The sequence below is a fragment of the Parapedobacter composti genome, assembly GCF_900112315.1.
Lineage (GTDB): Bacteria > Bacteroidota > Bacteroidia > Sphingobacteriales > Sphingobacteriaceae > Parapedobacter > Parapedobacter composti.
Genome location: NZ_FOLL01000026.1, coordinates 1 through 26,091 on the forward strand (window position 1 = coordinate 1; position 26,091 = coordinate 26,091).

Genomic DNA, 26,091 nt, shown 5'->3' on the forward strand with positions numbered 1-26,091 from the left:
AAAGGATCTAATCGCTCAGGATCAAAAAAATCAAAGTGTCAAAGAACAAAAATTGTTAAACTTATTTGATGCAAAAAGTTAACGCATCAGTACTATTTTGAAATTGTGAAATGGAATGGCCCTGACGGAAAAAAATCAGTTCCATTCATCGTGGATACCGATAAACAGCAAGTGGAGGTCCTGGGAACGAAATTTAACATCAATGCCTACGAAGACGAGACGGCCATAGAAACCTCCCTGATCGAAGGAAGCGTCCGGGTAACATCGTCCGTAAACAACAAAGCCGTCATGCTTTCACCAGGTCAAAAGTCGGTTTTGGATGGCGCTCTTGTGGTTGAGACAGCCGATATACAAAAGCAGGTTGCATGGACAAACGGCAGGTTCATTTTTAAGGAAGAGTTTCTGGGTAACGTCATGAGGCAAATATCCCGATGGTACGACATCGACATCGTATGTCCGCCGCATCTGGAACGCAGGCAATTAACAGGGATAGTTTCCCGGTCTACGCCGATCGAGGCATTGGTGGAAACCATCGAATCAACCAGTAGAGTCAAGATAACCCGTAACGGAAGGAGGTGGATAGTGAGCGAATAATACAAGACCTTCTATTGGCTTGACAAAAAAGCCAAAGGTGCGGCAACACCTTTGGCAAATCCGTTAAGCTTATCCTCAGATGCCTGATTAACACATTAGATAATTTAACTTAAACAAAAGTATGAAATATTCATTTGAATATTCTCGATACCCATTAAAGAGCAATAAAATACACCGAAATTTTCTTCAAATCATGCGTGTTATGAAAGTCACCATGGTATTAGTAACCTGCCTGCTGGTACAGGTGAGTGCCCACACCTATGCGCAGCGGGTCACGTTGAATAAGAAAAACAGTAGTATCTATGCCGTTCTGGAAGAAATTCAAAAACAGACCAACTATAATTTTCTTTATGATCCGACCATTTTGGACCAGCTGAGTCCGATAACGGTAACTGTTGAAAATGCGACGTTGGATCAGGTATTGAATGAGTGTTTTAAAAATCAACCCTATGATTGGGCGGTCCACCAAGGGTTTGTTACGATCGCAAAGAAACCCGAGAGCACCCGATTGCCCCGAGCGCAGCAACAGCTCCGGATCACCGGCCGTGTGGTCAATGCTTCAGACAACCGGCCGTTGTCGGGAGTGTCTATCCGCGTAAAGGGTACACAAACGGCATCATCCTCTGATGCAAACGGAAATTTCAGTATCACGGTGCCTCCAAGCGGCGCAACACTCGTTTTTACGTTTCTCGGTATGGACACCCAGGAAATAGGGACCGGGTCGAATAATACCGTAATCAATGTCCGCATGCAACAGGCTACTTCTGAACTGGAAGAGGTAGCCGTCACCGTGCAGGCACGTCGCCGCGCTAATACCGAAATCGCGGTACTGGACGAAAGACGCAAGGCTTCCATCGTACAGGATGCCATTTCTGCCCAGCAAATCGAACGGACCGGTAGTATAACAACGACGCAAGCCTTGCAGCGGGTATCCGGTGTGACCGTAACCGATGATAAATACGTAGCCGTTCGCGGACTGGGCGACCGCTCCGTAATCGGGCAGCTCAACGGTGTGCGCCTGGCATCGTCTGACCCCGATCGCAGTGCCATACCGCTGGACCTGGTGCCGGCTTCTTTATTGGACAACATTACGATCTATAAGACGGTAACCCCAGATAAACCAGCAGATGCCGCTTCCGGTATCGTGGAATTGAAAACCAAATCCATACCAGATAGCTTAACCTTCGAGATTGTCGCACAATCCGGATTTAATTCGAATATCGGCATCGGCGGAAACTACAACAGTTTCTGGAATAGCGATATGGGAATTTGGGGCAACAGGATCAACAACAAAAACCTTTCTCAGGATTTCCTGAATCTCGGACAGCAGTATCCCAACGGGTTGTATTCCATCCAACGGCTGATTGCCAATAGCGGATACAGTCCGGCACTGCAGCAGGAAGCTGACCGTATCAACGGTATCATGCACGAGTTTGACCCGGTACTCGCCACACAGGGCCAGACCGCGCCGCTCAACCAGCTTTATTCGGCTACCTTCGGCAACAATTACAAGGTGTTCCGCAACCACCGGATCGGTATCATCCTTGGCGGCAACTATTACCGTCGGATCACCAATATTTACGATGGTGACCTTACGCAGTGGAGCATTTATCAGGGGGTGCTTTCGGGCAGCGACTATATCTTCAGCCCGCGGAATATCCCCAATTTTATCACCACGAATAGACTCGGGCTGGGGCGGTATCAGACCTACAAGGAGCATACCGGTGTGGAGACGCTGAATTACGGCATGTTGGGTGGATTGGCATACCGCTTCAACCCCCGGCATGAGATCAGCTTTCAATACATGGGCAGCTGGGGTGGCGAAACGCGCGCAAGTAACCTGGCCGGTGCCTATCAATATACCGGTATGCCCGGACGGGTAAACAGCACCACGCATTCGCTGAGGCAGAGCTTCCGCACATTGCAGGTATTCAACCTGCAGGGCGAGCACAAGCTGTGGAACCGCCCCCTGGCACCCGCACTGAGCTACAACCTATCCACATCCTCTTCCGGCCACAACGACCCCGATTACCGCTTTGCTAACCTTATCGATTACAGACCTAATCAGCCGTCGCTCTACGCGCGCGAAGGGGAGGTAGGTACGGAATATGAATACGTATACCGGCACTATGCGCTCGGCTCCGGGTATGTGTATGGTTTCGGCCCGTTCGGTGTGATGCAGGCCGACCCCAACGGGCGGCGATGGAGACAGTTGAATGAGGATATTTACAACTATAAGGCCGATTTGAGTGTGCCGTTCCGTTTATTCGGCCATAAGCAGGAATTCAAAACCGGATTCAATTACCTGAATCGCGACCGTACCTTCGGCGAGCATGTACTTTTTCTGCCCGGATCCAATTTTCTGCAAAACTCCATGCTCGATGATGCTACTTCCTCCAGCCCTACGCGGTATTCCACGGCACCGCTATATGATGTGGACGGAGATCTGAACCGACTGGTGAGCCCCGAAATTGTGGGTATCCGCCCACGGACCAATGATTCGGGAGAGGGCGATTTCCAGGTGGGTGGCTTCCTGTACAATATTCAGAAATCGCCGAACAATTACCATGGCTTTTTTCAGACCAATGCGTTCTATGGAATGCTCGACCTGAAACTGACCGACAATCTCCGCCTGGCCGGTGGTGTGCGTTTTGAACTGACGAATGTCCAATCACAGGTGGATACCGCTAACCTGTACCTGGACCCTTCCTTACTCCGGGCTAATGCACAGGGTGAGCTGCTGCTTAACCCCATTAAACCGAATGCCGTCTACAAGCAGGGGTACAAGCCATTTTATTCGGTCAATGCAACCTATACACTCAACGAGTTGATGAACTTCAGGATGGCTTTCAATACTACCCTTGCCCGGCCGGAACTTCGGGAAATAACGAATGTTTTTGAGTTTGATGCTTTCCAGATGGGCCTGGTGGTCGGCAATCCGAACCTCATCAATCAAAATACCACCAACCTTGATTTCCGCTGGGAATGGTTCCCGAACCCCGGAGAGGTCATTGCCGTGTCGGCTTTCCGCAAGCAGCTCCAAAATCAACTGGTAAAGGTTTACAGCCTGCGCACCGAAGGGTTGAATGCCCGGTTCCCGGAATACCCGGTGATTGGTTACCAGAACGACCCCAACACCGGACGCGTGTGGGGGCTGGAACTGGAACTGGTGAAAGACTTGGGTACATTGTGGACCGGTGCGCGCGGTTTTCACATCGGTTCCAACATGCTTATCGCCCAAAGTGAAGTGAAAAAGACGCCTGAGCGGCTGGCCGCCAATTGGAGTGTAGACCGCAATGCGCCCGAAAATAGCCCGCTGTTTGAGCAGGCACCTTACAGTGTGAACGCTTGGTTGAACTATGAAAACAAACGTTGGGGTACGGATATTACGACTACGTTCAACATAATCGGTGAACGCCTGGTGCAGATTAACCTGACCGGCGAGCCTGATTTATATAGCCGGCCCGTACCGTTTTTGGATATTGTAATTACCCAGCGGCTCAGCCAGCGGCTTACGTTTAAGGGCTTCGCGAAAAACATATTGAATCCCGATATCAAAACGGTTTACGCCAATCCCAGTACGGGCGGAAAATGGTATGGGCGGGAATATGTGAACCGTAGCTTTAAGCAGGGCAGCGAAATCGTAGTTGGTTTTAGCTATAACTTATTTTAGATATGAGAAAGACATTAAACATAAAACTGCAGCCTTCCGGAGTGCTCCGCACCTGTATCTTCGGGCTTGCCGTCGTTGGATTGCTGCTTTTTAATGGCTGTAAAAAAACGAATCTGGACTATACCACGGATTATCGGGAATTTACGGATGCGGTAACAGCCAGCTTAATCCGCTTGGTGAACATCGGGGAGAACCGGCATATCGTTGTCAACGGCGACTCATTGACCAACTTCCGGTATCCTCCGGCCAACCCGGAAGCATCGCCCGAAGCGCACACACAGGTTTTGCCCACCAAGTATTTTCCAAGCACCGGGCAGTTAGGGCAAACATGGTCGGTCCCGATTGAGTTTATAACGCCCGGTACGCCCACCGAAATCAGGTTTCATAGCGGCGCTATCCTCCGGCAGAAACAGCATACTTTTTCAATTGACAGGGATGGCCGTATACCGATGGATTATTACCTGCTTAAAATTGAAGAAGAAATGCACGACGGGCCCAACGTCATCGAGGTGCCGCGCGATGTGACTGCGCCGTCCCGGCCGGATCATTTCAAAATCAGGCTGCTGAATTTTGTCCGCACTTTTGATAACTACATGGTTACCCCCGAAAACCTGATGACCCCGATGACGTTGGCCTATGCCGATGGTACGCCCGTGTCGCCGGAAACAACCAACGTGCCGATTGGTCAATGGTCTGCCTACGTGGAGGTGCCCTATGGCACGTACCAGTTTAAGGTGTTGACGGCCGATGGCCGTCAGGTTCCCATGGCCGGTACATCCCACACCATCCAGTTGGCAACTTCAGCCATTCCGGACATCAGGCACCGTGACCCCGATAACAACAATATGCCCGCCAGTACGGGGCTCGTTTATGCCGAAATGCAAACTTATCAGCCCGGTGGTGTCTATAGCATCGCGGTGCATCCCTATTGGATGAAATACAATGCACCCGGAGCAGGTACTGCCTGGATAATGACCGATGTACTCCAGAATGCATTTCAGGTGATCAGGGATATCGCTCCGCCGCTGAACAACAGCTATGCGAGGGTACAACTGGTTAACGCTACCCTTGACGGAACGCCGCTCCGTTTACAGGTGGGGCCGGAACTGGAAACGGAGGCCGTAGTACCTACTGCATATTCCCGATACCTCACGGCAGTCGCCGGAACACGGCAATTGCTGGTCAAGGATGCCTCCGGCAACGCCGTTATCCAACGGGAGGTTGATCTCCTGGCCGGCAGGAACTATAGCCTGTGGGTCTATGCAGATGAAAATCAGCAGTTACAGAGCCTGTGGGTTTCGAACAACCTGGCTGCAAGCGAACTTTGGGGCGATGCGGACGATAGGGGTAACTATGGCGATCCCTTCAGGCGGCGGTATACCTTCCCCTTCGCGTATCGCTTTCTGCATCTGTCCGCTGATTTGGACGAAATCACCTTCACCAATCAGGTCGGCTCCCCCTTTGGCTCCACGTCCACCCACTTGCCATTCGGTATTGCCAAAGACGATAATCCATACCATTTCTATCTGGGAACACAGTATGCCGATGAGCTGGTGTTCATGCTTTACCGATCTACCCCCACGGAGTCGCCCGGTCGGTGGATAAGCGACGTTACAGGTTTGTCTACCCAGGATATGATAGCCAACAAAGCCATGTATACCCAAGCCAACCGGAATATCCCCGGAATGGAACCGGGAGTATACACCGTAGCGGTTATTGGCGAATACCAAGATACGAAAAAGAACGCCAGAATAATGTATGTCAAACACACGGAATAGTTTTTAGATATGAAACTTCAACTGTTTTCTTTACTTATTACGCTTGTTTTTTTGCTTTTCTTTTCGTGCAGGAAAACAGAGTACCGCACGGTGGATAAACCGGCGTATATACGGTTGTTCAATAGCCTGAACATCCCTATCAATGTTATTAACAAAGATGACCCCGCACCCTTTCTGTGCCTGTTCATCGATCCGGAGTTCGATGAGTCGGGCTACCCGGTGGGCGGACTGATTGTGAGTGACCTACTGGATGTGCGAAACCGGTACGCTTCGCCCAATCCGGCACATGCCGGTATGTCCAATTCGCCTTACAATGCCGAGTTTCCGGGCAAGGAATTGTATCCCACTGCACCGATAGTCAATGGATATGACTTGACTAACTGGGCGCAGATACTGGCCGGGAAACGGCGCTTTCTGCTGATGCACCGCCCACGTAATACCATGCCGTTTCAGCAGTTGCACCGGAGCATGACATCGGTCTGCGTGGATACCACACTTACGTTAGCAGAAGGTGAAGTGTACACCATGCATGTATTGTACAAGGATTTTGAAACCAAGGAAACGATGTTCTATGCCCGTGAGGAGTCGTTCCATAAACAACCTTTCTCGGACGACAGAGCTTATGTCAATTTCTATAACTTGTCTTCCGAAGGTTTCTGGTCGTCGCCCTATAAAGGTATCGGCGACCGTGTGACATCCATGGAAGCCGGTATTCCGGACACCACAAATGTATTTTTAAGCCACGTGTCGGTAACTGTGAATGAAAACGACACCGAAGTCCATGAATTTATACCGGGTTATACCAAGAATTACGTAACCACCCTCGTGCGGGATATGAGCGGCGCGCGGGTTGCGCCGTACCATAGTTTCCCGATTTTCATCCAGGAGGGCGAACAAATCCACACCAATTCCTGGCAGTATCTCCAGTTTTTTTCAATGGCATTGCGCGGTCTCGAACAGAGTTTCCGACAAGGAACGGCCAATAACCCTACCCGGATAGACATCAGGCAACACTCTAATTTCTACAATGATTATGTGTACCTCGAATTAACGGATAATCCCCGACCGGAATCCAATGTAAATTTGCGGACGCCGGTAGAACGGCTAACACTGCCCAACCTATTGCTCAATGTCCACTCGGGCGTCAATAACCCGCAGACATTCGGCTCGGTCAGCTCCATCGAGTACATCAACGGCCTGGTATACCTCACTACCATACAACGCACTTTTCCTGCTCCTATTTATGAATAAGAACAACACAGAGATGAAACAGATTAAATTTAAAAGATGGTCGTATCTGCTCATGCTGGCTGGGTTCTTCACCTTTTCAGCCTGTGAGCGGGAAGACCTCCTGATTGAAAACGAGCGTGAGCGGCTGTTACGTAACGCCGCGGAATTTTTGCGCAACAACTATGATTTTTCCCTCTTCAATGCAGCCATTGAATGGGTCGGGATGGACGAGTCGCTCCGCGACAATGAAGCCGACTATACGATTTTCGCGCCCACTAATGCTGCGTTCAATTCGATTGGCGTGGAGTTTCCCAGTGACTTCGAGAAAATGGACCGCGATAGCCTGCGTTTTATGCTTGAATACCACATTCTACCGTCAGCTGTCTACTTAAGTGATATCGGTTATGAACAGGCCGACCAGCTACAGGAAAACCTCACCGGCAGGCAACTCCACCTCGGGAGGCCGGCTCAGCCCAGTACGGGTGTTGGCGGACAGTTTTATGTGAACGGTATCCAGTCCAGGGCAAACAATAATAATGTTAACCTCAGCAATGGTGTGTTGCATGGTTTGGATCAAGTACTTCGGTACCGCTCCGGCTCCGTGCGCGATTATTTGGAAGCACTACCGGAATACCGCAACTTCGTTGCCCTGCTGAAGCGCTTCGACTATTGGGATATGTTGGACGAGGACCGGAATTGGACGATATATGCCCTGTCCAATACCGTGCTGGAAAACCGCGGACTTTCATTGGATGCCATTGCGGAGCTAAATGTAGCGGAATACGATGCAGACCTGTTGCTCAGCGTTTACCTCCACCCAGATCAGCATCTTTTTACTTCCGATTGGCTGGTAGTTGAGGCCCGCGGCGGTGTGTTCCGGAGAACGCGTTACGGCATCTATTCCATTGACATGAGCGGCGGCCGGATTACCGTAAGGGTGTACCCCAGCACAAATACCGCTGTCCGTGTGGTGCAGGTATCCAACACGGCCACTAATTATCAGGTGGATTATAAAGCGGATAATGGGGTTATCCACGGCTTGGGTGGCATGGTCGTGCTACCGGATGAAGCGAAGTTATAACACGTATCCATTTACATCATCAAAGCATAAAATGAAACACAAAACACATCAATATTGGTTGTTTTTTTTGCTGTGCGCCGCCGGTATACTGGCTGGCTGCAGACAGGAGTTTTTTCCGCCGGAACTGGGGGAGCCCATCCCGGCGGCCACATTCCCCGAACTGTTGGAAACATTGCCCGAAACGGGCTATGGAACTTTCCGCGTGATTTGGGAGCGGAGCAACGTGAAACAGCTCATTGCCGACGAATACGTCAAATCGGACTTGACCTACTTGATTCCTGACGACGCGGCTTTCGCAAACGCCGGCTACACCTCGGCATCCGTTAACGGAATGGCTGCCGCTGATCTCGACACCTTGTTGCTCGCCCATATCGTGCCCGGGGCACTGCATGTTGCCCGCCTGCCAACCGGCTCAACGTTGGCACTCAACAGCTTATTGTCCATTCCTGATATCGCGATTACCACGGCTAGGGTATCCGGACAAGATCAGATAGCTAGGCCTTATGTATTCCAGCATCACCTGTTCAAAACGGCCGATGGGATAATGAGTAATGGCACGGCGCTGGTGGTCAACGATGAAGCGGATATCCGCAACGGCAGGATGGTGTTGATTGATAAACTGATCCCATATGCTAAAAAGCAGATGATTGATATTATGAGGGAAGATGACCGGTTTAGCCTCTTCCTCGCGGCGGCGGATCTGAATATCGCGATTCGTATTCCCGTTTATGAAACATATTCTACACTAAACAATTCTGTCTATTTGGATAGGGCACGGTACGAATACCATTATATCCCACCCGGAGGCGCGGTGCCGGCAAACAGGTTAATCAGCCTGGCGCAATTCACCTTGTTTCTGCCCACCAACGAGGCTTTTCATCAGGTAGGCATTTATACCGAAGCCGATATCTTGGCGCTGAGCCAGCGTGCCGATCTGGATGAGGTGGCGACAGCGCCCCGAGCCCAGCAGCGAACGGCCAAAACGGCATTGGAGAAGGTGTTTCACCTGCATACACTTCGGGGCGCTTCTACGTCCAACTTTACGCTTAACTATGAATTAGCCAATCGGCCAGTTTATGTGGAGATAACAAATAGCTTCAATAATGTTACCGCCTCACCATTTTTTTTCCAACATGATCTCAGGCCCGACGTCTCGCAGACAACTGAGCTGCGTCCTTATGTGGTCGGTCAGCAGAGCGGCCGCGTTACCGTTCAAGCAGCCAGTTCCGCTTACCCGCCGGCAACTATCACAGAAAGTCTGATGACGCTGCAAGGGCCGGTACACGTGGTTGACCGGTTAATCATCGAAGAAGGGGTCGAATTATAATATTTGGTGTAATCAATTAAGAGACAATATGCTACGATTTACAATAGTGATGGGCATCGTGGGTTCAATGAGCTTGTTTTCCTGTTCAAAGAGTACGGCGCCCATACCGGTAGAACCGGACTATACCACGCTGACCTACGTGGTTGAAGATAACTTTAACCTTTCCCATCTTTTTTTTACGCTGGAACGCACCGGATTGGCTGATGAGTTGGCAGGTCCCGGCCCGTACACGCTGTTGGCCAGTTCAAATGCGGGGTTCCAAAATGTGGGGTTAGGTAGCCAGATGCAACTTTTCAACATGCCGGTTGACGTATTGGCCGGACGGGTGCGGTACCATATTATTCCGCAAAAAGTGGCATTCAAAGACCTACCCATCCAAGCCAATCAGCCGGTGATGACCAGTACAGGCAAACCAGTCTTTGTTACCAAAGTTGTGCGAGACAACGATACGCTGACCATGGTCAACGGCGCTGAACTGGCCATGGCAGACTTCGAAGCATCAAATGGGTACCTGCAGGTAATCGAAGGCTTCTTGCAACCATTTATCTACGACAATGTCATCGACAACATGGTCAACCTTCCGCAGCTCAGCATGTTTTACTTAGCTATACAAAAAGCCGGTTTGGAGGCAACCATCAGCAATGCACAGGGACAAACGCTCTATGCGCCCACCAACGCTGCGTTGGCGGCACATGGTTATCCCGATCTGCGGGCAATAGCTGCGGCTGATCCGGAGGTGCTCCGGCAGTTGGTGCTAAAGCATATAGTGAACGATCAGTTGTTTATGCAGGACTATATCCTACTGACGGAAGTAACGGCCAACAATTACCAGCAGACGATGCTGGACGGGAGCAACGTCACCGTCAACCTGCAGCGGAGGGCGGGCGGCTTGCGCCCCATATTTAACATCAGTCTGCGCGGTCCGGGCAATACGGGCAATATCACCGTCGCCGAGCGTGATTTGGTAACCAACAATGGCATCATCAATATCATCAATGGTGTGCTGGAGTAACAGATAGTTGAAGAAAACATAAATTTAAATAAACGTGATAATGAAACGCTATATAGTATTATTTAGCTTGCTTATACTTTACTCTTTTTTCGCCTTTTCACAGGAAACCGGCGGGGCACTGACCGGCCAAGTCGTTGACCAGGCCGGGTCTCCGGTACAAGGAGCTACCATAACCGCAATACACACGCCGTCGGGCACACGTTATGCTGTTTCAACGGGAGCGGATGGCCGGTATCGGCTTGACAACCTGCGTATCGGTGGACCCTACGAGGTGACTGCTTCACTGGTGGGAAAGGCCCCGGTATCACAAGGATCGATTATGGTAAGGCTCGGAGGCGCACAACAGGTGGACTTAACAATGCTGGACGATGTCCAGCAGTTGGAAATGGTGGCCGTCACGGCCCGCCGCGCTGCGGAAAAGGCCAACACCTATGGTGCCGGGCAGAACATCAGTGCCGAGCAGGTGAGCAATATGCCAACCATCAGCCGCTCGGTAACCGATATTACCAGACAAGTGCCGCAAGGCAGCAAAGACAACAGCTTTGCCGGAACGAATTTCCGTTATAATAATGTCACCGTGGATGGGGCAATCAACAACGACGCCATCGGTTTCTCTCCTTCCCTGGGCGGACAGACCGGAACCTCAGGCATGCCGGGAAGCAGTACGCGGACAAACCCGATTTCGTTAGACGCAATCCAGGATATGCAGGTATACTTGGCACCCTACGATGTGAAAATAGGCAATTTCACGGGCGGGTCGGTAAATGCTGTGACCCGCAGTGGCACCAATGACGTGGAAGGATCGGTGTACGGCTATGGACGTAATGCCACGATCACGGGCAATGACAGGGTAGGTACGCTCGGCAGTATGGAAAGTGATTTTCATGATCTCCAAACGGGATTGCGCCTGGGGTTCCCTATCCTGAAAAACAAATTGTTCTTTTTTACGAATATGGAATATACCTCCCGGAATGATCCCACCCAATTGATTGCCGGCACAGCTGAGACAGCTCACATACTCAGTGTAGCCGATGCCGCTATCCTGAGCGAATCAGCACTCAACCGATATGGCGATATCTTTGAGGTAGGCACACCCGGCCTGTTTGTGAACCGCAGCAGATCAACCAAATTCTTCGGCCGTATCGACTGGAACATCAACGAACGCCACCAGTTGGCTATCCGCAACAACACGATTTTCAGCAAGGCCACGCATATGGACCGGGACCAGCAGGATTTCCGCTTCAGCAGCATGGCGTTCGACCAAACCAATAACCAGGTCAGCACCGTTGCAGAATTGAAAAGCCGGTTAAAAAATAACTTGACTGCCAACTTTATCCTGGGATACACATTGATAAATGATTATCGAGATCCGCAGAGCGATGCGAGCCTGCCCCAGATTCAGATACAGGGAAGAACGCCCGGAACAACCATTTATCTTGGTACAGACCGGGAGGCAAGTATATTCGATATGAGGCAACGCACGTTGGAGCTGACCGCCAACCTTAACTGGAACATTGGCAGCCAACGATGGACGTTCGGTACGCACAACGAACTGTATGGAATCCGGTATGGCTTTGTGAACGGATGGAACGGCCGGGTTGACTTTCTGAGCATCGAGGATTTTTTGGACAATGCTCCATATCGGGTACGGGGGAGTTATAATTATGAAAATAACAATAGGGATTTCATAATGGATAATCCCCCAGCAAATTTTGACGTCAATATGTACAGTGTGTATGTGCAAAATGAAATACGGGTCAACGATCGGTTGTTAGTCACGCCTGGTTTACGTGCAGACTTGGCGCACCTGCCTACGTTGCCCACCTTGAATGAAAAAGTGCAAAGCATGTTGTCCGATCCGGATTTTGGTAAGACGTATTTCTATACGCCTGTCAACAGGATCAACAACGATTTTTTAAATAGGGTTCAATTCTCACCCAGAATAGGTGTCCGATGGGAGGCGTTGGAAAACAGGCAATTGGTGGTTAGAGGAGGTGCGGGATTGTTTACGGGCAGGATTCCATTTTCCTGGTTGGCTTATGCTTATTACAACACAGGGCTGACGTATGGAGCCTTTGATCAGCGTGCCGAGAACAAACCCTTTGCCCCCGGTAGCGATGCCGTCCGGCCAAGTGAAAACGGATTGGCCAATTTCATAGCTGAAAACGGGGTGGTCGTTAATGATCCCAGCAGCGGCAAGACACAGGTGGACTTGATCGACAACGGGTTTACCATGCCGCAGGTATTCCGCACCAGTTTAGGGTTGGATTATACGGCCGGTGATGGATGGGATTTCACGTTGGAGGGCATCTTTACAAAAAACATCAACGACCTCCTGTTTCAGCAGGTCAATACCCGGGATTTTACCTTATGGCACGGTTATGACGACAGCCAACAACAACCGGTTTACGATGGTACGGTGGACGAACGTTTTACCAACGTCTACCTATTGAGCAACACCAGTGAAGGCTACCGCTACAGCATCACGGGGACGGTAAGCAAACGGTGGAAGAATTTGAACGCCACGGCGAGCTACACGTTCGGGGAGTCGAAGGATATCTCCAACGGTGTCCGCAACTCGATGGAAAGCAACTGGCAGCTGAACCAGTCGCTGGTGCCCAACAACCCCACACTGGCCTACAGCAACTTTGATATCCGGCACCGCATCGTGGCGGGCATCAGTTATGGGCATGACTGGAACAGGGTCGGCCGCACCAATGTTAACCTGTTCTTCTCGGCGCAGTCGGGCAGCCCGTTCACGTACGGCATCGTGAACAACAGCATCCAGGGGCTGCCGCAGCAGGTAAGCCTGGTATATATCCCACAGCGCGATGACGCCATACGCTACTTCAAGGACGTTCCGGGTGGACAGACAGCGGCACAGCAGGCCGAGGCCTTTAACCGATTCATCGATGGAAATGATTACCTGTCATCCAGACGCGGGAACTTCACGGAGCGGAACACCGGGCGTACGCCCTGGAATGTGCAGGCCGACCTGCGGCTGGCGCATGAGGTGCCGGTGAACCGGTTGGGGCACTCCATCACGATAAGTGCTGACATCATCAACGTGACCAACCTGCTGCACCGGAAATGGGGGGTACAATATTTCTCGCCGAACACGTTCAACTCGACCAGCTCGGTTGGGTTGACACCAACACTGTTCCCCCCGCAGCAGAACGACGGCAACTGGCCGGTGTTCACCTTCAGCGACCCCGGAAGGCCGTATAGCATCGATTACTTCAATTCGAGGGCACAGGCACAACTGGGCGTGAGATATACATTTTAAAACTCAATAACAAACAAAGTCCGCCGGTTTCAGCAGCACTTGGCGGCGTTTATACTCCGGGCCGGAGCAGCAGCCGGTCCGGGTATTTAAATCGTAAAAGAAAGGAGCAATGAATGCAGGCAATAAGCAGCCGGAAACACGGGGCATTAACAGCAGCCTTGCAGCGGCTTGCTGAACTCGCCGCGGAGCATGACCGGAGCGGCGCTGCCGAAGGGGATATCCGCGAGGGGTTATCGGCCTTGTCGGATACCTATGGGCGCTACGAGGCGTTACTTGCCGAGCTCGCAGAAACCATTGCAGTCTATGAAAAATTGCACCATGATCTGCGCGTGAATGTATTGGGCCCCGGACTTCGCAAACTGCGTCGGCGCACAAAACCCAGCAACAGGGATTAGCCATTCCCAGAAGGACTGCAACCGGCCTGGCTGGCTATCCGTATGTTTCTTGCAGATGCTCTGCCGATCTGGCTTTTGGGCAGGGTGTTCTTGATCTCCAGTTTGGTTTGTACAACAGTATACGGTTCGGATATCATATTTATGGCTGCCTTTTGGCATTCTACAAGGCTATCGCGTTTTTACGGGTAGCGACCAGCTGCACGCGCTATTGTCTATAAGCATTTGCCGGACACGGGTAAACACGCCATAATTTGACGTCATCGCTGCGGGCAAAGCAGCGTCCGACAGGTCCTGAGCGGCGCGGGTCTTCCCGGTGCCCGCCACCCATCCGGGCGGAGGGTTACCGTTTTTATACCTTTTCCTTACCCTTTCCTTACCTTTTCTATACCTCTGACTTACCTTTTCTATACCATTTGGTTACCAATTTCTTACCTCCAGGGTAAGCAAATGGTAAGGCGGCAGTAAGTTGACGGTAGGCATAGGGCAAGTCTGCCATGGCGAAGCATCGGACCGCTTGCAGATGCGGTGGCCAGTCCCGGCCGATTCAGGCCATATCCGGCCGGGGGCGACCAATGCCGGCCACGTCCTTTTTCCGGCCCTTCCGGCTCCCGAGTGAACGCTGCGGCTGTGCTGTTTCCGCTGCCGGCAAAAAAAGGCTGGCCAAGCAGCGGCTGTCCGGTTGGGCCGGGAGGCACAGGTAAAACTACGAAAAACTGTAACTTTCGCGACCTATTTTAGTCAATGAAATGGGTAACATCTTCAGGCATGCAATACAGTCCCAATAATACCGCACTGATAAAAAAACTCAAAACCGGCGATCAGGCGGTGTACAAAGAACTGTATTTACGGTACTACCCGAAACTCATCGGAATAGGAAAAAAATTCGACTTCGGCTTGCTATCCCCCGAAGATTTTGTGCATGAAACATTCCTGAGGTTGTATAAAAACCGCGAACAACTCAAAGAGCACGTCCTGCTGGATAAGCAGCTTTTCGTGATCTGCAAAAATATCATCCTGAACCATATCAAGAAGGAAAAGCGGAATATGACGACAGACTCCTTTGATTTGTTTTTGGAGGCTGATGAAAATGCGCCCGATCAGCGGACGGAAATAGCGCGAGGGGCTATCCTTGAGAGGCTCCTTGAGAGGCTCCCAAAAAAACAGGAGCAAATTTTCAGGTTGCACAAAATAGACGGTCATTCCTACAAAGAAATCGAGGCACTTACCGGACTTTCACCCAAAACCATTGCCAATCACCTTTACCTAGCCACCAAGTTTTTAAAAGAGAACGTCCAAAAAGAAACTTCGCAGAGCGACCGTTAGCGGGTTCAATTTAGGGTTTGGTGGAGAAGCAATATTAATAAATTGTTAAATCTTGAAATGCCATTGGGAACTTTTCAGATCCCGATTGTCCTGCATTCGTAAGAATAATCAAAGATTAATATGGTAGTTGAAATTTTCACGACCGACGTGTCCGATTCCAGGCAAGCCGAAGTTCTTTTGAAATCGCTGAAACCCATAGCTGCGGACGGCAGGGTCACATTTGACTTAGAAGACATCGATAAAATTATGCGTATCGAATCCCAGGGCGGGGTTGCCGAACAGGTCATACGGATCTTGGATGAGGATGGGTATTCATGTAAGTTATTGTACCGTAGAGCAACCTTGAGCTATGAAATTGAAGAAATACCTCGGTAAACTCTGGCGCGCCGACTATCCCGCTTCACTCCCCGGGGAGGCGGAAGCTTCCTGGGAACGCTTCGCTGCCAAAGCCTTTGACAACAAGCCCGTAAAGGTCTTTCGGATGAAACCCTACTGGAAACATTTCGCTGCGGCCGCAGCTGCGGTAGTATTGCTTGTTGTAAGCCTGCAACTGGTCATTGATGCCAGGTCCGGGCCGGACTTCCTATCGGTGGAAAACACGGGAAAAACCATCCGCGTCGTTACCTTGCCCGATCGGTCCGTCATTAGCTTGCTGCCCGGGTCCAGGCTACAATACGCGGAAAATTTCCGGCAAAACAGAACATTGAACCTGGATGGCGAGGCTTACTTTGAGGTCACGAAAAAGGAGGGTGCGCCGTTCCGTGTGACCAGTGGTCGCACAACAACCACTGTGCTGGGCACCTCGTTCAATGTGAAAAGCCGTGTCGACGGGAGTACCGAAGTGGCACTGTATGAAGGACGCGTAAAAATGGAGGTGGAAGGCATGGAACAGGATTGGAAGCTGTCTCCGGGCGAACTTTTTATCTTCAATGGCACCGGACCGGAAGTGGTCCCCTTCAATACCCGCCGGGGCGGTACACCGTTATACATCGATTTCGAAAAGGCACCACTTGCTGAAATCGCTGCCTACATAAAAGACGTTTATGGTTATACCGTAACGGGCGACCCGGCGATTTTTTCCGAAAGAATGACCATGCGTGTGCGCAGGAACGAACCGCTGGACAATATTCTCAAGACCATCACCGATATTTATGATATGGGCTCAAGCACCGACACCTTGCGAAATAAAATCGAACTCTTCATCATCCGCCCAAGCACAAAAAAATGAAATGTATACTTATCTGCCTGTTTCCGTTCGTGTTTTTCGGCCATAGCCTTGCACAGGAAAACAGCATCACCCTGAAGAATCCCAGCCTCCAGGAACTATTCAATACCATCGAGGCAAACAGCGACTATAGATTTGCCTATGACAGCCGGCTGAACATCAACGGACGGACGGGGTTCAGTATCACGATTTCCCCTGACAACATTGAAGCGGCGCTTACTGAACTGGAGAGAAAATCGAATTATATGTTCCGGCGTCAGGGCCAGAATATCACCGTAAAACATGCCGCCGGCAATCGTCAGGAAACGCATACGTTGTCAGGAACCATCTCAAATGAGCAGGGCCAACCCCTGCAGGGAGCCAATATCATTATCAAAGAAAAGGACGCTGGCATAGCCAGCGATAGAAACGGACGGTTTTCGATACCGCTACAGGAAGGAGTCTATACACTACGTATCACCTATGTCGGTCATTTGGACACGGAGAAAGAGGTCGGCGTCTATGGCGATGTGGAAAAGCACTTTACGCTTATGCAGAACGGTAAAACACTGGATGAAGTGACGGTCACCGGGAAGCAGAAACAGATTGCCGAAATTAAAAAGCCCCAGATGAGCGTCAACAGTCTTTCTGTAGCGCAGATCAAGCGTACCCCGGTGGTTCTGGGTGAGGCTGACCCGATCAAATCACTCATGCAATTGCCCGGAGTCACCAATGCGGGCGAAGGGTCATCCGGATTCAATGTACGGGGAGGGGCGGCAGACCAGAACCTGCTGCTGCTTGACGGCGCCCCCATTTATGGCGACTCCCACCTGTTCGGGTTCTTTTCCGTGTTCAATGCTGATGCGCTCAGCGGTCTCGAGCTGTACAAGGGCGGGATACCTTCCAAATTCGGGGGGCGGGTATCCTCCATACTGGACGCACGTCAACGGATCGGCGACAATCGCGATTTTCATATGAATGGTGGCATAGGGCTGATATCCAGCCGGCTGACCGCCGAAGGGCCGCTCGAAAAAGACAGGGGTTCGTTCATGCTGGCGGGCCGGAGCTCCTACGCACACCTGTTTCTGAAATTGGCCGGAGAAAATAATTCCGGCTATTTCTATGATCTCAACACCCGGCTCAATTACCGGCTCAACGAGAATAACTCCCTCTACCTTTCCGGTTACTATGGGCGTGACGTGTTTGACATCAACGATTTGTTTTCCAGTTCATACGGAAATGCCATGCTCAACCTGCGCTGGCGTCATCGGTTTTCCGATAACCTCGAAGCGGACTTGATTACCTTTTACAGCGACTATCGCTTCGGCCTGGAGCTTGCTTTTGCTGATTTTCTCTGGGACAATGCCATTGAAAGTTACGGAGTGAAATACGATTTTTCGCATCGCTTTTCAGATGCGTTCAGCCTGCAGTACGGTGCGGGGGGGATGTATTACGATTTCAATCCCGGCACCCTGGCGCCCAGTGGTCCGGCATCAATCATCAATTTCACGCAGCTCGACAAGAAATATGCGCTGGAACCCTCGGTATACGTCGACGCGGAACACACGCTTTCCGATAAACTGACAATCCGGTACGGTCTTCGTTACAGCCTGTTCTACCGGTACGGGCAGGAAACCGTCACCCACTACGCAGACAACCGGCCCGTGGCCTTCAATCCCGTCTTTGGGATTTATGAAAGGGGAACACCAGTCGGATCAACGCAATACGGCAGGGGCGAGCAAATCAGTTCGTTCAATAACCTGGAGCCCCGTGTCGCGCTGTCGTATGCGCTGGACGACAATACCTCACTGAAGGCCAGCTACAACCGTATGACCCAGTACCTGCACCTATTGGCCAATACCCAGTCGCCCACGCCGGTCAATGTCTGGACACCCAGCGGGCCGTATACCAAGCCTCAGTTGCTCGATCAGGTGGCCCTCGGCTATTTCAAGAATTTTTCGGACGATCGGTATACCATCGAAACCGAAGCGTTTTACAAAACCGTAGACAACCGCATCGACTATGTCGACGGTGCGGAACTGATTGCCAATAACCATATTGAGCAGGTGATCCTCAACGGGGAAGCCCGTTCGCTCGGCTGGGAATTCCTGCTCCGGAAAAACACAGGGAAGCTTACCGGGTGGATTGCCTACACCTTGTCGCGCGCTGAACAGCGGACACCCGGCCACACCCCGGAGGAGCCGGGAATTGCCGGCGGCAACTGGTATCTATCGCCCTATGATAAGCTGCACAACCTGGTCATTACCGGCGTATATGAGCTGAATGACCGGTGGTCCTTTGCAGCCAATTTCGCCCTGCAGTCCGGACAGCCCGTCACGTTTCCGGACGGGCAGTACCGGTTCGGGGGACTTACAATCCCCAGCTACGGCTCCAGGAACGACAGCAGGCTTCCCACCTACCACCATTTGGACGTCGCTGCTACCTACATCCCCAGACCCAGAAAGCAAAAGAGCTGGCGCGGCGAATGGGTATTCAGTATCTATAACGTTTACAACCGTATGAACGCCGCTTCCATCCGGTTCGGAGCCAATGAAGAAACCGGTATCAACGAGGCCACGCGGCTTTCCATTTTCGGGATTATTCCCGGTGTATCATACAATTTTAAATTTTAAAACAAACGATGATGAATTTCCAATCACTTCTGCCGATTTTTCCAGCCATCGCCGTTGCGCTGTTGTTTACCGCATGTGAAAAAGTGGTCGATATCGACCTGGATACGGCCGAGCCTCGGCTGGTGATCGATGCAGCCATTTCCTGGGAAAAAGGCACCGATGGTGCCAACCAACGGATCAGGCTGAGCACAACCACCGACTATTATGCCACGGAAATCCCGCCGGTATCCGGAGCCACCGTGCAGATCAGCAACGCCGCCGGCCAGCGGTTTGATTTCGTGGAGAACCCCGGTACCGGAGAGTACCTGTGCACCGATTTTGTGCCCGAACTCCACGGGGTCTACGAACTCCGGGTGACCGTCGGTGACCAGGTATATACCGCCACGGAGACGTTGATGCCCGTACCCGAAATCACCCGTATTGAGCAGCGTGTGCTGGATATTTTCGGAGACAACATCGAAGTCAGGTTTTACTTTAACGACGATGGTACTGCGGAGAATTATTACCTCACGGAAATACAAACCGATTTTCTGTTGTTTCCATCCTATGGGTTATTGGACAATCAGTATACGCAGGGCAACGAGCTATTCCAGCCCTTTATTGATGAGGAACTTGACAGCGGGGGTGAAATACAGATGCGTTTATCGGGAATCTCGCGGCAGTTTTACAGCTTTATGGCCCTGATTTTAGCGGCAACAGGCGGTAACCCATTTAGCACACCACCGGCCAATATCCGGGGGAATATTGTCAACCAAACCGATGCCGGTAACGTTGCACTGGGCTATTTCAGGCTTTCCGAGACCGACACCGTGACGTATGTGGTTGAGTGAAATGTTGAGCATATGAAGGCAGAGGTCCCGAAACCGGACCTCGGGATAGCGAGGTGCTGAGAACGTCTGTATTGAAATTTAAGATTGTTGCGGCGGATATACTAATTCCCATAAATGACCGTCCGGGTCAGAAATGTATCCAATATACCCTCCGTATGTTTCATCAATCATGGCTTTATTCATTATTGCACCTCCATAGGTTGGCGCATTTTCCAAAGCTGCATCCACATCTTCCTTAGACATCAATGCACAACTGATGATTGTTCCGGCATTATCCTTTGGAAATTGCACTCCACGGCCTGCTTGTCTGCTGTAAATCTCAAATGTATTCGTTTCCATAAGAAACAATGAAAGATTCGGAAGCTCAATCGTAATCACTCCTTCGTCAATTTTAATATCAGGAAGTCCAAATACATTTCTGTAGAACGTTAAGGTTTTGTCCGGATGCTGGATAGGTAAACAAACGATTGTGGTTCTTATTTTCATATTCGGTCTATTTTTTTACCAATGAAACTTGTCCTGTTTTTGCGGTGGCCCATCGATTTGGACCGCTCGCGCACCACGGTAAATATAGTTAATTCTGACTCATTTTTTCGGGCTGGTTTTCATTGCCCCGATAGCGGTATGGGCAGGATTAGCGAAATCGGCATGAGGTACGGAGCAAAAAGAACCGGGAACTACTGCTGAAGAGATCGTACAAGATGTATCAAGATATGCGCCGCCAACGGCGGACGCAGCTTCCTCCTCATACATAAACCGGGAGTATCCGGGCAACCTCAAAATCCCTGTCGCTCCGGTCATCAACGGTTTTGATCTTTCGGGTTGGGCACAAGTGCCGTCTGGCACACACCGCTTTGTGTTCTATACCCGTCCTTTTACTGACGTACCATTTTTTGAACTGCCGGTTACCATACGGGAAGAACAAGCCGTCATTGCGGATAGCACATTTAATTTGTCAGCAGGTGAAGTATATACGCTGAATGTGTTGGAAAAAGAGGTAGGGGGTGAGGAGCTTTCCACTCTGCTCTACCTCCGGCAGGAGCGTTTTCACAAAATGGCCTTCGCCGATTCGCTCCTGTATGTCAATTTTTATAACCTAAGTGCAGTAGGCTATGTCGATGCGCACCCAGAGCCTTCGGCTATGATCACCAACTACGATCAGGCAACAGGAACAGCAATCAAGGAGCATGTCAACATTTATTATTCGCTGTATCGGGACGACATACCTTATCCCTTTACGTTGATAAACAACCAACGGCCGCGGATTGGCTTTACCCCCGTGCCGGGCCATCAGCTTATTCCTTTGCAACAGTTAACCCGCTCTCAAGAACCCATTGTTACGCCGTACAACACGATCCCGCTTTTTCTTCCGGATGATACCACGGGGAACATCCTCTCCAGACACTGGGTCCGCCTCGATATCGTCCCGCCCGGCGGGGGCGGAGGAGGGTTAATTGGCGTGTCTGACCCAAGCCACAGACTGTTCGCGCCGGCAAACGGAACCATTGTATCATTGACAAACCTCAGTGACGAAGGGCGTACGCAGCTGTATACCGGAGGGAGTGGAAATGCACCGGGCTTCTTTTTACCAAGCCTGATCCGTCAGGCCGCGTCCGGTCCATACCGGCAACGGTCATTTGCCACGGTTAGCACGATAGAATTTATCAATAAGCAGGTGTATATGACATCGGTGATGAAAACCTATGATCCACCAATCAATTGATCCACATTCAAGAACAGACCATGAGAACAACTGTATTATATTTAGTTCTGATAGCGGCATGCAGTGGCCTTGCTCGCTGCAGCAAGCCTGATATGACCGTCATACCTCCACCGGGTACGACAGAGGTAAACAACATTTCGGATTACCTGAACAACCAATTGTCGTTGTCGCTTTTTGCCGAAGCGGTGCAGCTTGCCGGATTGGCTGAAGAGCTTGCTACAGGCGAATATACCGTGTTTGCCGTGAACGACGAAGCATTCCATCGAATAGGTATAACCACAGCGGCCGATTTGCAGCGTTGGCCGGCTGACAGTTTGGAGTTGTTTGTTTGGAAACATGTGATTCGTGGCCGGCTACTTTACGGAGATATCCCACGATCGCTCGATACCGAGTATCCGACGGTAAACGGAGAAACGTTGCTCATATCCTATCATTCAGAGGAACTGACCACCGTCAACGGCGTCCGGATGCTTGAAAATCCGAGAGCACTCAGCGATCCGCGTACGTTTGGTACCCCCTTGCAAAATGGCGTGGTCTATTTCATCCACACCCCTATTAAGACAACGACGGGTACGGTGCAGGATTTCCTGGCATCAAGGCCGGAATTATCCCTTTTTGTGGCCGGACTCAAGAGATTCGGGCAGTGGGATCGCCTGGCAACGGAACAGCAGATTACCGTACTGGCACCGCCTGATTCCGTTTTCCTCCGTTACGGCATAGATGCCGATCGTATAGCGGACATGGATGTGCAAACGTTCCGGTCGCTGCTGATGGATGCCTACATCGTCGATCTCAACCGGATATTTACAAACGACATACAAACCCAGATCAATGAGATAAATTATCCCATCTCAGGCTCGTCTTATATGTTGATCCTGGGCACCAGTGATCCGGAGACCGGCATGGCCATGGTCAATGGGCACTTGTCAACATATTTCGGAACATTCCTCTTTAAGCCAGGAATTAATCAACCTATGCCAAATTATGCCGGCCCAGCCTTCTGGGGTTCGCCTATTATCGGATCAAACAAGCATTCCGTTCCAAGCCCATCGGATCGCAATGCAGGCTATGTCATCGCTTATTTGGGCGAAACAAAATACAACGGGTCGGCATCCGAATTGACGGGGCGCTACACCAATTTCAATTGTGCCAACGGCGTGGTCCATTACATCGATGGCTTATTGGTCATGCCGGAGGAGGCCATTGTGCAATGAGTACGTTAACCGAAATCAGGCAATAGCTGTATACATAAATTATAATAGCATGAAGACAACAATAAACCATATAAAACTGACCTGTATTGGGCTATGGATATCTATGGCAATCGTTACTTGGTCATGCAGCAAAGTAACAGAAATACCGGTGGAATTGCAGCCTCCATTGGTGTATGAACATTCAGCATTAAAAGAAATAGCGGAGATCATAGCACAGGAGCAAGAACTGACGATTTTCCGGGAAGTCTATTCCAGATCGGGCGTTGAGGCATATATGGATAGTGTCCGTGCCACCACCACCGACACCCTCACACCATTTACGCTGTTTGTTCCCCGCGATGCTGCATGGCAAGCCATGGGCTATAGCCTGGAAAGTGTAAGCAACCTTTCTGCCGAAGCATGCCGGGAACTCATCATGTACCTGACTGTACGGGGGCGTTATGTTCCGACGAATACGTCCGATCCGGTATCGGGAACAAACACCCTTCGCCCCATCATCCCGGCGAGGCGTTATGAGCTGCAGGATGACTGGGGATTTATCCGGGTATCCCACCAGCCTTACCTGCTCTACCTGGCCTGGGGAGGTGGGAACATCTATTTGAACGGAAAAGAAGCCGGTACAGTCGGAAATGATATACATCCGGCTACTGACGGCGCAGTATACCTGGTCAATACGTTGCCCATCAAGCCGGGGAAAACGGTGTATGAAATACTGCAGGAAGACGAATCATTCAGCTTTTACCTGGCTGCCCTGGATATCAGTAACCAGGTGTATCAGGAATACCAGGTCGGTATCGACCCGGAAAACCGTAGCGAAGAGTTATTCTGGATGACGCCTGAACCATTCATGAATGACCTTTCGCAACTTAGTAGTTTCAGTCCCATGTTCGGAACGATAACAACAGGTAATCTGAATATGAATAATATGTACACGGTGTTTGCTCCGGACAACGAGGCATTCATCAGGGCAGGATTTCCAGACATTGCTTCGATAGCAGATTATATCCGGTCGTCGTATGTAACCACCGCCGGATATGTAGAAGATATGAGGAGGAGGCCCCGCTATACCAACATGGATTCGGTACTGAACCACAGCTTTTTCGCAAGAATAACCACCATAAGTCATTTCCCTGCGTTTGAACTGGCACGGCAGTCCTCAAACGTAAACAATCAAGTGGTGTTTACCAACGATATGTTGTGGAACTCCGTTTTCCGGGACGAAGGGATACGCCGGTCGGTTTCATTAACATTTTTCGATTGGACCTTTTTTGATGAAAGTCTGTATGACTTTACGCAACTGGTAGAAGAACGCAGCGAACTGAAACTCTTGTTCCGATCGGAAGGGAATCGGATTACCATCCGGCGTGGTGATGCGCCCGATGGCCAGGTTGCCAACGTGGTGTTGGAACAATCCGATATCGTTGCCATGAACGGCGTAATACACCGGATAGACAATTTATTGTTGCCAAACCCTTAAATCCTAAAATCAGCATGATCATGTCAAGAGCTTATACGAGGTGCTTCCGCTGCGTGCTAATCTTTCTGCACGTCATGATAGTATTCCAATCCTGTACTAAAGAAGATCCACCGGTAAATTCCATTCACAATGCCAGGGGCATTGCGGCGGTGGCAAACAATAATTATTCACTCCAGTATTTCTTCCTGGCACTACAGGTCACGAACTACGTTCCGCTATTGACGGAGCCCGGACCTTTTACCGTGTTTGCGCCGGCTAATGAAGCATTTAATAGTTTAGGGGTCGACGCCCGGGGTGCCATACAGAGCAACGCCGCCCTGGTTGGACAGATCATCCCCTATCACATCTATCCCGGAGTGCTGAAGCTGGACGACCTGGGTGAAGGACGCAACCAGGTTTTTACCATGCAAAATGAAATGACGGCCTATGTCAGCCACATGAAAAATGACCGGGAGTCGTTGGTTACCATCAATGGAGTGCCTGTTCAGCCGAAAGGCTTCGAGGCGAGCAATGGATTGGTGTATACCACGCAGGCACTTTTACAGCCTACCCAGCAACTCACTTTGGCGGAACTCATTTCCAACGATGCTTCGTTTACTTTTTTCAGTGTTGCCTTGCAGCACAGCGGCCTTGCAGATCTACTGGAGGAATCAGGCGAACTGACCGTCTTTGCACCGATGAACAGTGCATTTGAGGCAAGAGGAATTTTTACCACAGATGAGATTAAAAGTATGTCGCCGGATGAATTGAAGCCGCTGGTTTTATCCCATATTGCCGAAGGCCGGCAATACCTGTATGATTACATCATGATGGCCGATGTGACAACCCAGCGATATACGGAAACCATGTTGGACGGAAAAGAAGCATCGATTCAGCTTTTACCGAACTATAGCTGGATTAGCCAAACGGGGTTCCGGGGGATCAGTATCAGTAAACCGGATAATTCTGGAGGATTGAACACCTCGGAAATCCTGATTGAAAGCCATATCGGACGTACGGCAAACAATGGAGTGCTTCACGGAATCAGTACGGTCCTGAGACCTTGATGTTCAAATCCTATCTGACAAAAAAAACACAAAACGCGTAGCGTTCATGAGTGCAAATGAAAACAAACAGTAACGAATATTATTTCGAATGAAAAGCTTTTATATAATGAATTGGGTTTGGACGATGGTATTAGTCGGTTGCTTTATGCTATTAGTCTTCCCGAATGCGACCTATGCTCAGGAAACCTCGGGCTCCCTGACGGGCCGGGTGACGGACGTTTCCGGTGGGGGCCTTGCGGGTGCGACGGTGACGGCGGTTCATACG

The 26,091-nt window shown here is 50.6% G+C and carries 19 protein-coding genes; 18 read left to right on the forward strand and 1 reads right to left on the reverse strand.

The annotated features are described in order from the left end of the window. Positions 1-105 precede the first annotated feature (105 nt). From BM030_RS18240 to BM030_RS18300, 14 genes are all read left to right on the forward strand, one after another. Entirely contained in the window at positions 106-594 is a 489-nt protein-coding gene (locus BM030_RS18240) for a FecR family protein (protein ID WP_090975045.1), read from the forward strand. Between the two features lie 202 nt (positions 595-796). Further along, on the forward strand, positions 797-4,267 hold the full coding sequence (locus tag BM030_RS18245; RefSeq protein ID WP_090975046.1) for a TonB-dependent receptor: 3,471 nt from the start codon (positions 797-799) through the stop codon (positions 4,265-4,267). A gap of 2 nt (positions 4,268-4,269) precedes the next feature. Continuing rightward, positions 4,270-6,045, forward strand: a complete 1,776-nt coding sequence (locus BM030_RS18250) for a DUF4397 domain-containing protein (RefSeq protein WP_090975047.1) — start codon at positions 4,270-4,272, stop codon at positions 6,043-6,045. A 9-nt stretch (positions 6,046-6,054) separates the two neighbouring features. After that, the gene (locus BM030_RS19935) at positions 6,055-7,296 is read left to right on the forward strand and encodes a hypothetical protein (RefSeq protein WP_170845821.1); all 1,242 of its coding nucleotides are present in this window, start codon (positions 6,055-6,057) and stop codon (positions 7,294-7,296) included. 13 nt (positions 7,297-7,309) lie between these two features. Beyond that, complete coding sequence (locus tag BM030_RS18255; protein WP_170845822.1) at positions 7,310-8,356, forward strand: fasciclin domain-containing protein; 1,047 nt, start codon at positions 7,310-7,312, stop codon at positions 8,354-8,356. Between the two features lie 31 nt (positions 8,357-8,387). After that, positions 8,388-9,683: a fasciclin domain-containing protein gene (locus BM030_RS18260; protein WP_170845823.1), complete on the forward strand. Its 1,296-nt coding sequence runs from the start codon at positions 8,388-8,390 to the stop codon at positions 9,681-9,683. A gap of 28 nt (positions 9,684-9,711) precedes the next feature. Beyond that, positions 9,712-10,695, forward strand: a complete 984-nt coding sequence (locus BM030_RS18265; RefSeq protein WP_090975050.1) for a fasciclin domain-containing protein — start codon at positions 9,712-9,714, stop codon at positions 10,693-10,695. A 40-nt stretch (positions 10,696-10,735) separates the two neighbouring features. After that, on the forward strand, positions 10,736-13,981 hold the full coding sequence (locus tag BM030_RS18270; protein ID WP_090975051.1) for a TonB-dependent receptor: 3,246 nt from the start codon (positions 10,736-10,738) through the stop codon (positions 13,979-13,981). A gap of 113 nt (positions 13,982-14,094) precedes the next feature. Further along, complete coding sequence (locus BM030_RS18275; protein WP_090975052.1) at positions 14,095-14,376, forward strand: hypothetical protein; 282 nt, start codon at positions 14,095-14,097, stop codon at positions 14,374-14,376. Positions 14,377-15,117: 741 nt separating this feature from the next. Next, positions 15,118-15,699 carry an RNA polymerase sigma factor gene (locus tag BM030_RS18280; protein ID WP_211657660.1) on the forward strand — a complete coding sequence of 194 codons (582 nt, stop codon included), beginning with the start codon at positions 15,118-15,120 and terminating at the stop codon, positions 15,697-15,699. A 120-nt stretch (positions 15,700-15,819) separates the two neighbouring features. Next, positions 15,820-16,074, forward strand: a complete 255-nt coding sequence (locus tag BM030_RS18285; RefSeq protein WP_090975053.1) for a hypothetical protein — start codon at positions 15,820-15,822, stop codon at positions 16,072-16,074. Continuing rightward, positions 16,049-16,927: a FecR family protein gene (locus tag BM030_RS18290; protein ID WP_090975054.1), complete on the forward strand. Its 879-nt coding sequence runs from the start codon at positions 16,049-16,051 to the stop codon at positions 16,925-16,927. Before BM030_RS18285 ends, BM030_RS18290 begins: the two co-directional genes overlap by 26 nt. Next, on the forward strand, positions 16,924-19,536 hold the full coding sequence (locus BM030_RS18295; RefSeq protein ID WP_090975055.1) for a TonB-dependent receptor: 2,613 nt from the start codon (positions 16,924-16,926) through the stop codon (positions 19,534-19,536). Before BM030_RS18290 ends, BM030_RS18295 begins: the two co-directional genes overlap by 4 nt. Before the next feature lie 8 nt (positions 19,537-19,544). Then, positions 19,545-20,366 carry a DUF4249 domain-containing protein gene (locus BM030_RS18300; protein WP_090975056.1) on the forward strand — a complete coding sequence of 274 codons (822 nt, stop codon included), beginning with the start codon at positions 19,545-19,547 and terminating at the stop codon, positions 20,364-20,366. A 78-nt stretch (positions 20,367-20,444) separates the two neighbouring features. Here the strand turns inward: BM030_RS18300 and BM030_RS18305 are convergent, their stop codons facing one another. Further along, the gene (locus BM030_RS18305; protein WP_090975057.1) at positions 20,445-20,852 is read right to left on the reverse strand and encodes a VOC family protein; all 408 of its coding nucleotides are present in this window, start codon (positions 20,850-20,852) and stop codon (positions 20,445-20,447) included. Positions 20,853-21,222: 370 nt separating this feature from the next. On the opposite strand from BM030_RS18305, the gene BM030_RS18310 reads away from it, so the two are divergent. The 4 genes from BM030_RS18310 (at position 21,223) to BM030_RS18325 (ending at position 25,826) form a co-directional block, all read left to right on the forward strand. Next, positions 21,223-22,089: a hypothetical protein gene (locus BM030_RS18310; protein WP_139215945.1), complete on the forward strand. Its 867-nt coding sequence runs from the start codon at positions 21,223-21,225 to the stop codon at positions 22,087-22,089. Positions 22,090-22,181: 92 nt separating this feature from the next. Continuing rightward, positions 22,182-23,303, forward strand: coding sequence for a fasciclin domain-containing protein (locus BM030_RS18315; RefSeq protein WP_170845824.1), 1,122 nt, complete (start codon positions 22,182-22,184; stop codon positions 23,301-23,303). Between the two features lie 49 nt (positions 23,304-23,352). Beyond that, positions 23,353-24,780: a fasciclin domain-containing protein gene (locus BM030_RS18320; protein ID WP_170845825.1), complete on the forward strand. Its 1,428-nt coding sequence runs from the start codon at positions 23,353-23,355 to the stop codon at positions 24,778-24,780. A 74-nt stretch (positions 24,781-24,854) separates the two neighbouring features. Then, the gene (locus BM030_RS18325; RefSeq protein WP_170845826.1) at positions 24,855-25,826 is read left to right on the forward strand and encodes a fasciclin domain-containing protein; all 972 of its coding nucleotides are present in this window, start codon (positions 24,855-24,857) and stop codon (positions 25,824-25,826) included. Positions 25,827-26,091: the final 265 nt, after the last annotated feature.